This is a genomic window from Arthrobacter sp. Bi83 (genome assembly GCF_918698095.1).
GTDB lineage: Bacteria > Actinomycetota > Actinomycetes > Actinomycetales > Micrococcaceae > Arthrobacter.
The window spans coordinates 18,263-28,351 of sequence record NZ_CAKKLY010000054.1; the positions used below are offsets into that span (position 1 = coordinate 18,263).

A 10,089-nucleotide genomic window follows, 5' to 3' on the forward strand; every position below is an offset into this window, starting at 1 on the left:
CCGCCGCGGTAAAATTGTTGCCACCCAACACGATCGGCGGACATGCAGAGGATTTCCCTACGGACGATGGGCCCCCGTGCCTTCTGGATCGCGGTGGCCGGCGTTTTGGTCCTCCTGCTGGCCGTCGCTGCCGCCGTCAACCTCGCCTCCGGCGCCCGGCAGGACGGGCAGAAAGGAACGGAGCCCGCACCCGCTCCCCCCGGCATCAGCCGGCCCGAGGGAGCCTCCCAGTTCCGCCCCGGCTACCACCTGACCCCCGCGAAGGAGTGGATGAACGATCCCCAGCGGCCGTTCCTGCTGGACGGGGTGTGGCACTACTACTACCTTTACAACGCCGACCATCCGGAGGGAAACGGCACCGAGTGGTATCACGTCACCAGCACCGACCTGGTGCACTGGAAGGACGAGGGCGTGGCCATCGAGAAGTTCAAGAACGGCCTGGGCGACGTCGAAACGGGCAGTGCCGTGGTGGACCACGACAATACGGCGGGCTTCGGCAAGGACGCCGTCATCGCCGTGCTGACCCAGCAGGACAAGGGCGTCCAGCGGCAGTCACTGTTCTACTCCACGGACAAGGGCTTTACTTTCAAGGCCTATGACCGCAACCCCGTCATGGACAACCCCGGGCAGCAGAACTGGCGGGACCCGAAAATCATCCGCGACGACGCCAACCGACAGTGGGTCATGGCCCTGGCCGAGGGCGAAAAAATCGGCTTCTACACCTCGAAGGACCTCAAGGACTGGCGGTACGCCTCAAGCTTCGAACGCAAGGGGCTGGGCGTGCTCGAGTGCCCGGATCTGTTCCAGCTGGATCTCGACGGTGATCCCGCCAAACGCACGTGGGTCCTGGCAGCCAGCGCCAACGGCTCCGAAGAGGGCCGGACCACCGGCGTGGCCTACTGGACCGGAAAGTGGGACGGGGCCGCGTTCACCGCGGCCGACGAAACACATCAATGGCTCGACGCCGGATCGGACTTCTACGCGGCCGTCACCTGGGATGATCCCCGCCTTCCGGCAGGCGAACGGATGGCCTCCCGCCACGCCACCGGCTGGATGAACAACTGGGACTACGCGCGCAAGCTGCCCACCACTGACTGGCAGGGCGGCGCCGATTCAATAGTGCGCGACATCCGCCTGAAGACGGTGCACGGCCGCCCCTCGCTGGTCTCGGCGCCCACCGCGTCCATGTCCGTCCTGGAAGGTACGCCGGAGACTGTGGGCGAACGGCAGGTCACGCCGAACGGCGCGGGCGAGCTGCCGGCTCCGAAGAGCGGCGCGTACCGGCTGGATGTGACCCTCGAACGGAGGCCGGACGACGACGGATCGGAAGCCCTCCTGAAGCTGACGAGCGGCTCCGCGGATTTCGCTACGGTCGGCTACAACTTCGAGGAGGGCAAGGCCTCGCTGTCCAGGGCTGCCGTGGTCCCCGGTGTGGAGGCGCTCGGACCGGTGTTCACGGACCGCAGGACTGCCGCCAGCCCGCCGCGCAACGGGACCGCTCCCGGCCGGGGAACGGTGGAGCTGACTCTTTTTGTGGACTATTCGTCAGTGGAAGTCTTCGTCAACGGCGGCGAGCAGACCCTGACCTCGCTGGTCTTCCCCCGGTCCGGCCAGCACACGCTCAGCACCACCACTTTCGGCGGAAGCGTGCTGCTGAAGTCGTTCAGGTACACGCCGCTGGCCGCGGCGCGCTAGGCTCAGGCGCGCTAGGCTCAGGCGCGCTAGGTCAGGCACGCTGGCCAGGGGCCCCTCTGGGCAGGCCCAAGGGTTGGTGGGATTTCGGCAGGCCCAATCAGCGGCTGGACGTTCAGTCGCCGGCGCCGTCGAGCGGAAATGCCACCGCTTCGCCCACCACGCGCAGGCACAGCTCGGTGCCGGGCTGGGCGATGGACGCGTTCCAGTGCCGGATGGTGATCACTTCGCCGCCGCCGGGGTAGCGGTGGTCCGGCATGGCGCCGGCGAGCTTCGGCGGTACGGCCAGTTTGAGCCGCACGGTGGTCTCGGGGCCGAAATAGTCGGTGTCCACCACCACGCCCCGGATGGGGCCGTCCTCGGCGATGCGGATCTGCTCCGGCCGGAGCATGAGCTGTACCCGGCCCTGGGCCGGCGGGCGCCGGACAGGAATGCCGCCCAGCGAGCAGGTGGCCAGGGAGCCTTCCATCCAGGCATCGAGGATGACGGCGTCGCCCAGGAATTCGGCGGTGGCACGGTCCGCCGGGCGGGTGTAGACGACGAACGGGTTGCCGATCTGCGCCAGCTTGCCGCCGCGCATCACGGCCACCTGGTCGGCGAAGGACAGGGCCTCCGCCTGGTCGTGCGTCACCAGGATGGTGGTCACGCCGGCCTCGTTGAGCACCTTGGCCACCGCACGGCGTGTGGCCACCCGGAGACCGGCATCCAGGGCGGAAAAAGGCTCGTCCAGCAGCATGAGCTCAGGCTCGCGGGCCAGCGCCCGTGCTAGGGCAACCCGTTGCTGCTGGCCCCCGGAGAGCTGGTGCGGCCGGCGCTTGGCCATGCCCGTGTCCAGTGAGACCATCTCCAGCAGTTCGTTGACCCGCGCGGTCACGGCGCGCCGCCCGCCGTCGAGCTTTGAGGCGCTGAGCCCGAAGGCGATGTTCTGGCCCACGGTCAAGTGCGGGAACAGGGCGCCGTCCTGGGCCACATACCCGACGTGGCGCTTGTGCGCGGGCTTCCACACGCCGTCGCCCGCAACCGGAGTGCCGTTCAGTGAAATGGTGCCGGTGCCGGGATGCTCAAAGCCGGCGATCAGGCGGAGCAGCGTGGTCTTGCCGGATCCGGAGGGTCCCACGATGGCGGTGGTGCCGCCCTTGGCCACGGACAGGTTGACGCCCTTGAGCACAGCCTGGGGGCCGAAGTTCTTGGTGACGCCGTCTATCACCAGGTGGCTGTTGGTGCTCGGCGCCACTGACGGCGAGATCCGGGGTTCCGGAAGCCTGGAGGGCGATTGTTCGGTCACTGTCCCGCTACTTTCTTGGACTGCTGGAAGAGCAAATAGGTCATGGGCGCCGAGATCACGATCATCAGCAGGGCGTAGGGCGCGGCGCCGGCGTAGTCGATTTCGCTGCTCTTGCTCCAGAACTCCGTGGCGAGCGTACGCGTGCCGTTGGGGGAGAGGAGGAGCGTGGCGGTCAGCTCGTTGGCGATTGCCAGGAAGACGAGTGCCGCACCGCCGGCGGCCGCCGGTGCGGTCAGGCGCAGAGTCACGCGGAGGAAGGACAGTAGCGGCGGGCTGCCGAGGGCCTGTGCGGCCTCGTCCAGCTCTTTGGGTGCCTGAGCCAGCCCGGCGCGGATGTTGACCAGGGCGCGCGGCAGGAACAGTAGGACATACGCGGCAATCAGCACGCCCGCCGTCTGGTAAAGATCGGGGATCAGCCGGATGCTGACGGTGACGAAGGCCAGGCCCACCACGATTCCCGGCATGGAGCTCGTCACGTAGTTGGACAGTTCCAGGGCCTTGCTGAACCAGCCGGCGTGGCGCACGGCCAGGTAGGCCATGGGGAACGCGACGGCGGTGGTTGCCACGGCGCCGGCCAGCCCATAGCCGAGCGTCTGGAGAAGGGCCGGCATGAACTCGCCGGCCGTCCAGATGTCGGCGCCCCCGGCGACGATCCAGCGCAGCACGAACAGCAGCGGCAGCCCGAACGCGAGGGCTGTCAGCGCCAGGAGGGCCAGCTGTGCGGGCAGCTGGTAGGTGCGCAGGGGGAGCCGCAGCGCCCTGGCCTGGGCGCCCGAGCCCACCCGCGCGTACCGCGCATTGCCGCGGCTGCGGACTTCAAGGAGCAGCAGGATCAGGCAGAAGAATACGAGCACACTGGCGAGCATGTTTCCGGCAGTGCCGTTGAACGTTGACCTGTACTGCACCATGATCGCCGTCGTGAAGGTGTCGAACCGGATCATGGCGAAGGCGCCGTATTCGGCGAGCAGGTGCAGCGAGACCAGGAGGGCGCCGCCGGTCATGGCGATCCGCAGCTGCGGCAGGACCACCCGGAAGAAGGCCCGCCAGGCGCCGAGCCCCAGCGACGCCGCGGACTGTTCCACCGCGGGGTCGAGCCGGCTGAGGGTCGCTGCGGCCGGAATGTACACGAGCGGGAAGTAGGACAGCGTGGCGATCAGCACGCCTGAGGACAGGCCCTCGAGCGACGGCACGGCAGACACCCACGCATAGCTGTTCACGAACGCGGGAATGGCCAGCGGAGCCGCGAGGAGCACAGCCCAGATTTTGTGGCCGCGCAGCTTGGTCCGTTCCACGAGCCAGGCGCCGCCCACGCCCAGGACCAGGCACAGCGGCACGGTGATAGAGATCAGCAGCACGGTGTTCAGCAACAGCTCGCCGACCCGCGGCCGGAAGATCAGCGCTGCTGCCGTGTCCCAGCCGGTGGCTGCCGTCATGAAGGCGACATAGCCCAGCGGGACAAGGGAAAACAGTGCGATCAGCACTGCGAGGACAACGACGGCGGATACGCCGAAAGGCGGGCGGGGGCGCTTGCCCCGGCCCGCCGTCGTCGTGCTTCCGGACGTAGCCGGCGCCGATGGATCGGTGATCACAGAATTACAGCAGTCCTGCCTTGGTCATCAGATCGGTGACCTTCTGGGAGTTAAGCTTGGCCGGGTCCACGGTGGGGGCCTGAAGATCCTTGATCGGGACCAGCTTCTCGTTGGCCGGGACGTCCGAGGCGATGGCGTACTCGAAGGACGTGCCCTTCTGCAGGATCTCCTGGCCCTTCTTGCCAGTGATGAACTTCAGAAAGGCCTGGGCCTTGTCGGCGTTCTTCGAGGATTTCAGCACGCCGCCGCCCGAGATCGAGAGGAAAGCGCCCGGGTCCTGGTTCTTGAAGTAGTACGGCGAGACGTTCTTCGAGTTCTCAGCCGTCTTGGCCTGGTCGCCGTAGTAGTAGTAGTGGTAGATCAGCGCGGATTCCACCTCGCCGGCGTTGACGGCCTTCATGGCGGTGCTGTTGCCCTTGTAGACCTTGGCATTGTCCTTCATGGCCTTGAGCCACTCGTCGGCCGCGGCCTCGCCCTTGAGTTCGACGAGGGCGGCAACGATGGCCTGGAAGTCGGCGCCGGACGGTGAAGCGGCCCACTTGCCCTTCCACTCCGGCTTGGCCAGATCCAGCATGGACTTCGGCAGCTTGTCCTCGGTCAGCTTTGTCTTGTCGTACACAAGGACGGTGGAGCGGGCAGCGATGCCCGTCCACTTGTTGGTGCTCGGACGGAACGCTTCGGGGACCTGGGCGACGGTGTCCTTGTCCACGTCAGCGAACAGGCCGGCGTTCTCCACCTGCGCCATCGCGGGGGAGTTCTCGGTGAGGAAGATATCCGCCGGGGAGGCCTGGCCCTCCTGGACGATCTGGTTGGACATCTCCGTGTCGTCACCCTGACGGAGGGTCACCTTGATGCCGGTTTCCTTGGTGAACTCGTCCACCCACTCCTGGGTGAGGCTTTCGTGCTGGGCGTTGTAGACCGTGATCTCGCCGTTGGTACCTGCCGCGGAGGACGTGCCGGACGGGGAGGCGCTGGAGCCGCAGGCCGACAGGCCGAGGGCTGCTGTGGCGGCGATTGCGATGCCGGCCAGCGCGTTGTTGCGGATCTTCATCGGGGCTTCTTTCTGCATAAGTCTGGTCGGACCGCAGTCCTTGTGAGCTGGGGAAGTTAGGTGAAGCTCACTCGAAAAACTGTAGGTTAGCCATACCTAAGCTACCAAGCCGCAAGCCTTGAAAGTGATAAGGATCACATCAATTACGTAACTGTTGCGTGACGTAATTCTCGGTCTCGTTGCTGGGTGGGGCTGCTCGGCGGGCCTACTGGGCGGCCGTGCCGGATTGCTTGCCGGCGGCTACTGCCGCCGCGGCTTCGAGGATCATCCAGGCCTGGAGCTGGGTGGAAAGTTCGACGGCGGCCCCCGGCGGATACGTGTCACTGGCCCGCCGACGCGGCTCCGAGGAGAAAAGCAGGCGCCCCTCCCCGCCGTGCCATGCGAGCGGCTCGGCGGGGGATACGGTCCTGCGGCCGTTCCAGAAGGCTTCGGCGGTGTCCGTGACCAGCCGGGCGGCGGTGGCCCGGGTGCCCTCCGGCAGCCGTCCGTCACGTGCGGCGAGCGCAAGGTAGCGCGTCAGGATCCCGGTGAACAGCCCGCCGTCGCCCGTTCCGTCGCAGCGGAGGACGGCACTGGCGCCGCCGGTGCCGTCGGTGCCCGGCGGCCCTTCCGCCGTGAGATGGCGAGCCACCGCATCCACCACCACGGCGGCGCGCTCCAGGTTTTTGGCGCCGCCGAGCTCCAGCAGGGCGCCGAGGACGGGCCCCTGGTTGTACGTGTAGATGGCACTCTCAAGGACTGTCTCGCCGGTCCTGCTGATCCGGAGGCCGTCCAGGTAGAGGCCGCGTACGGAATCGAAGAGCCTGGCGTCGAGCCAGTCCAGCAGCGCCTGGGCCCTGGCCGGGTTGCCGGTGCGTGCATAGTAGAGCGCCACCGGTGCCGTGGCCGGGGTGTTCTTGAAGTCCCGCTTCTTGCTCCAGAACGTGCCGCCGCCAAGGTCGTCGGTGGAGGCCGAGTCGAACTGGAGCGTCAGGCTCTTGCGGATCCGGGCGTCGCGGCGGCGGGTTGGCCTGCGGCTCTCCTCGGCCAGCTTCTCCAGCCGGAGGGTGGACAGGGCCAGCCAGGCCATGTCGTCGTAATAGCTGTTGACGAACGTCAGGAAGTTCCGCAGGCGGATGCCGGTCACCAGGCGGGACGCGAGCTGGCCGGCGCCGGGGCGGTGTTCGCCGTCGAACCGGGCCGGAGGCTGGCCGGCGGTGCCGAGTTCGCGGCGGCCGGTGTCCACAAGGCAGTCCACGTAATGCGCCTGCCACCAGTAATGCCACGGCCGGACGAGGTTCCGAAGGCGCCCCGAGGGGCGGGTGATGGCGGCGATGTGGGTTCCGGGCAGGAAGAACAGCCTCTGGCCGAATATGTGGGTGACCGACCGCGCGGCCTCATTGGCGCGGCCGGCCCAGTCTGTTGGCGTGCCGGACTTCCCGGGACTGGGCCGGTCCTCAGGGGCGGCGGAAGCGTCGAACTGGGTCATCCCGCCAGCCTAGCGAATGCTGCGAAAGGTGCGCCCGGGGTTGCTTTCAGTTAACATTCACTAACTAATGTTCGCCGCCGGTCGCCGGTTTCCGCATCAAGGAGGATGTATGGACATCAAGGGTTCTGTCGCGCTAATCACGGGCGGGGCGTCCGGACTCGGCGCTGCCACGGCCCGTCGGCTGTTCGACGCCGGCGCATCAGTGGTGCTCGCGGACCTCGGCTCCTCTGCCGGCGCGTCTTACGCCGGTGAGCTGAACGCCAGCCGCGCTGCGGGCGCCGCAGGCGGCGGGAACACTGTCGTCTTCGCCCCCACCGACGTAACCGACGAGGCCCAGGTGCAGGCCGCCGTCGACGCCGCCGTGGCGCTGGGTCCGCTGCGGATCGTGGTGAACTGCGCCGGTATCGCGACCCCTGGCAAGGTTCTGGGCCGCGACGGCGTCCTGCCGCTGGAGACCTTCAACCGCGTCATCCAGATCAACCTGGTGGGCACTTTCAATGTGGTGCGCCTGGCCGCCGCGGCGATGGCTGCCACGGAGCCTGCGGTCACCGGGCTGGGCGGGGAAGAGCGCGGCGTCATCATCAACACGGCCTCTGTTGCCGCGTTCGACGGACAGATCGGCCAGCCGGCCTATGCCGCATCGAAGGGTGCCGTGGCCGCCATGACCCTGCCGCTGGCCCGGGAACTGGCCCGATCGCTGATCCGTGTGGTGACCATTGCGCCAGGCATCTTTGAGACGCCCATGATGGCCGGATTGCCGGCAGAGGCCCAGGAGTCACTCGGGAAGCAGGTGCCGCATCCGTCCCGGCTGGGCCGGCCCGCCGAGTACGCCAACCTCGCCGCGCACATCATTGACAACGCCATGCTGAACGGCGAAACCATCCGCCTCGACGGTGCCATCCGGATGGGCCCGAAATGACGCCGCTGACCGCCCTCGAAACCCTGCCCACGGCAGACTTCTTCGACTACGAATCCCTGCTCAGCGCTCCGGAACAGCGCAAGCTCAGTGAGCTGCGGGAGTTCCTCGCTGCCGAGATTGCCCCGTACGCGGCGGAGTGGTGGAACAAGGCCGAATTTCCGTCGCACCTCCTGCCGAAGCTCGCCGCGCTGGAGCTCAGCACCCCGGCCCAGCGTGGCTACAGCAACCTGTTCGCGGGGCTGGTGATCGCTGAAATTACCCGCGTGGACACCTCAATCGCCACTTTCTTCCTTGTCCACCACGATCTCTTCGTGGAATCGCTCTACGAATTCGGCTCGGAGGACCAGCGGAGCCGGCTTCTCGACGACGCTTCGAACCTTCGCACCACCGGCGCGTTCGCGCTGACCGAGCCGGAGCACGGCTCCGACGTCGCCGGCGGCATGGAGACCAGGGCCCGCCGGGTGGTCGGAGGGGCGGACCACGGCGGCGACTGCTGGGTGCTTAACGGCGCCAAACGCTGGATCGGCAACGGGACGTTCTGTGACTACATGCTGGTCTGGGCACGCGACGAGGCCGACGGCGCAATCCGAGGCTTCATCGTGGACGCGGGCCTCCCCGGTGTGAGCCGGAGCAGGATCGAGAACAAGATCGCACTGCGGACCGTGCAGAACGCCGACATCCTGTTCGAGGACGTCCGTGTTCTCGAGGCGGACCGCTTTGCCGGCATCAACAGCTTCGCGGATACGAACGCCCTGCTGCGCGGATCGCGGATCAGCGTGGCATGGCAGGCGGTAGGGCAGCAGCTGGCGGCGTTCGACGTCGCCCGGCAGTACGCCGTCGAACGCCGGCAATTCGGGCGCCCGCTCGCGAAGTTCCAGCTCATCCAGCAGCAGCTGGTGTCGATGCTGGGCAATGCCGTGGCGAGCATGGGCATGATGGTACGGATCGCGCAGCTGCAGGACCTGGGTGCCGCGGACATGGCACAGGTGGCCCTGGCCAAGTCCTACACGAGTGCCAGGATGCGCGAGACGGTGGCCATGGGGCGGTCCGTCCTTGGCGGCAACGGGATCGTCACGGACTACCGGATGGCCAAGATCTTCGCCGACGCCGAAGCGATCTACACCTACGAGGGCTCCTACGAGATCAACACGCTCATCGTGGGCCGCGCCTTGACAGGGGTGTCCGCGATCGCCTGACGCTCAGGGGTCGGGCTGTTTTTCGCCCGCTTCGATCCGGACGTCGAGGCTGTTGTTCTTCACCGGCATCGGGCACGTCCCGTAGGGCGTGAAGGCGCTGGGGTAGTTGATGGCGCGGTTGAAATCAAGGATCACCGAGCTGTCAGGCCGGGGCCGGGCCGTGGACACCTTGCGCCACTCGTCGGTGGTGTCCCCGTTGGTCTCGTCGTGGAATGTGACGGTCAGGGCGCCGAGCTTCTCCTCTTCTGCATGGAGCCGGTACTCGTGGTCCTTTCCGGGCAGCCGAAAGACGAGTTCGCCAACACTCCTGTGCACGCCGTCCACCAGCGGGTTGGCCGTGGCGATCGGAACGTCCTCCGGCTCGGGAAACGCCTCGAACCGGGCCTCGACCACCAGGTCCGGGCGGTAGTCGAAGGTCGGCACGCCGTCGAACCCGGTGAAAACCGGCGACTGTGCATCCCGGGTGCGGATGGCATATTTGTCCGCACGCATGGCCAGTTCCACCACCACCTGCGTGCCGTCCGCGCCACCGAACTGCACCCACATCAGCGACTCCTCATCCGCGAGCCGTGCGGTGACGGTGCCGTCGACGGGCCCGCCGGTCTCCACGAACGTCAGCCCGTCGGCCGCCACTGCGGTGAGTGTCGCCGTCGTGCCGTCCGCTGACCACAGGCCCGGGGCGAGTTCGACGGCGGAGGGCTGGCTTTCCAGCCACTGGAACGACGTGAGCGTGAGCCAGCCGTGCCTGGAGGCGAGGGCGGTGTTGCGGCTGTTCCGGAAGCGGTGCCAGCGTTCCAGCTGGGCATCTGGGGCGGTGCTCATGGTTCCTCCAACGGTGAGTGGCTGCCTGTACAACCTTAAGCGGAGGCACGTCATTCCGCCCTTACCC

The 10,089-nt window shown here is 67.4% G+C and carries 8 protein-coding genes; 3 read left to right on the top strand and 5 right to left on the bottom strand.

Annotated features, from left to right (window positions below; all coding sequences use genetic code 11):
- Positions 1-66 precede the first annotated feature (66 nt).
- Positions 67-1,695 carry a glycoside hydrolase family 32 protein gene (locus tag LQ144_RS19395; RefSeq protein WP_230120496.1) on the top strand — a complete coding sequence of 543 codons (1,629 nt, stop codon included), beginning with the start codon at positions 67-69 and terminating at the stop codon, positions 1,693-1,695.
- A 112-nt stretch (positions 1,696-1,807) separates the two neighbouring features.
- Here the strand turns inward: LQ144_RS19395 and LQ144_RS19400 are convergent, their stop codons facing one another.
- The 4 genes from LQ144_RS19400 to LQ144_RS19415 form a co-directional block, all read right to left on the bottom strand.
- A complete protein-coding gene (locus LQ144_RS19400) occupies positions 1,808-2,977 on the bottom strand; it encodes an ABC transporter ATP-binding protein (protein ID WP_230120498.1) in 1,170 nt (389 codons plus the stop codon).
- The gene (locus tag LQ144_RS19405) at positions 2,974-4,566 is read right to left on the bottom strand and encodes an iron ABC transporter permease (protein WP_230120500.1); all 1,593 of its coding nucleotides are present in this window, start codon (positions 4,564-4,566) and stop codon (positions 2,974-2,976) included. The genes LQ144_RS19400 and LQ144_RS19405 overlap by 4 nt, the downstream gene beginning before the upstream one ends.
- Positions 4,567-4,570: 4 nt before the next feature.
- On the bottom strand, positions 4,571-5,617 hold the full coding sequence (locus LQ144_RS19410; RefSeq protein WP_230120501.1) for an iron ABC transporter substrate-binding protein: 1,047 nt from the start codon (positions 5,615-5,617) through the stop codon (positions 4,571-4,573).
- Between the two features lie 205 nt (positions 5,618-5,822).
- The gene (locus tag LQ144_RS19415; RefSeq protein WP_230120503.1) at positions 5,823-7,085 is read right to left on the bottom strand and encodes a glycoside hydrolase family 76 protein; all 1,263 of its coding nucleotides are present in this window, start codon (positions 7,083-7,085) and stop codon (positions 5,823-5,825) included.
- Between the two features lie 109 nt (positions 7,086-7,194).
- Between LQ144_RS19415 and LQ144_RS19420 the strand changes: the two genes are divergently transcribed.
- Both LQ144_RS19420 and LQ144_RS19425 read left to right on the top strand, forming a co-directional pair.
- On the top strand, positions 7,195-8,004 hold the full coding sequence (locus tag LQ144_RS19420; RefSeq protein WP_230120510.1) for an SDR family NAD(P)-dependent oxidoreductase: 810 nt from the start codon (positions 7,195-7,197) through the stop codon (positions 8,002-8,004).
- Positions 8,001-9,200, top strand: a complete 1,200-nt coding sequence (locus LQ144_RS19425) for an acyl-CoA dehydrogenase family protein (RefSeq protein WP_230120512.1) — start codon at positions 8,001-8,003, stop codon at positions 9,198-9,200. Before LQ144_RS19420 ends, LQ144_RS19425 begins: the two co-directional genes overlap by 4 nt.
- Before the next feature lie 3 nt (positions 9,201-9,203).
- On the opposite strand, the gene LQ144_RS19430 is transcribed toward LQ144_RS19425, so the two are convergent.
- A complete protein-coding gene (locus tag LQ144_RS19430) occupies positions 9,204-10,022 on the bottom strand; it encodes a DUF1684 domain-containing protein (protein WP_230120514.1) in 819 nt (272 codons plus the stop codon).
- Positions 10,023-10,089: the final 67 nt, after the last annotated feature.

Coding starts and splice junctions, on each gene's coding strand:
- LQ144_RS19415 (WP_230120503.1), bottom strand. CDS start 7,085: ATGACCCAGTTCGACGCTTCCGCCGCCCCTGAGGACCGGCCCAGTCCC.
- LQ144_RS19420 (WP_230120510.1), top strand. CDS start 7,195: ATGGACATCAAGGGTTCTGTCGCGCTAATCACGGGCGGGGCGTCCGGA.
- LQ144_RS19395 (WP_230120496.1), top strand. CDS start 67: ATGGGCCCCCGTGCCTTCTGGATCGCGGTGGCCGGCGTTTTGGTCCTC.
- LQ144_RS19430 (WP_230120514.1), bottom strand. CDS start 10,022: ATGAGCACCGCCCCAGATGCCCAGCTGGAACGCTGGCACCGCTTCCGG.
- LQ144_RS19410 (WP_230120501.1), bottom strand. CDS start 5,617: ATGAAGATCCGCAACAACGCGCTGGCCGGCATCGCAATCGCCGCCACA.
- LQ144_RS19425 (WP_230120512.1), top strand. CDS start 8,001: ATGACGCCGCTGACCGCCCTCGAAACCCTGCCCACGGCAGACTTCTTC.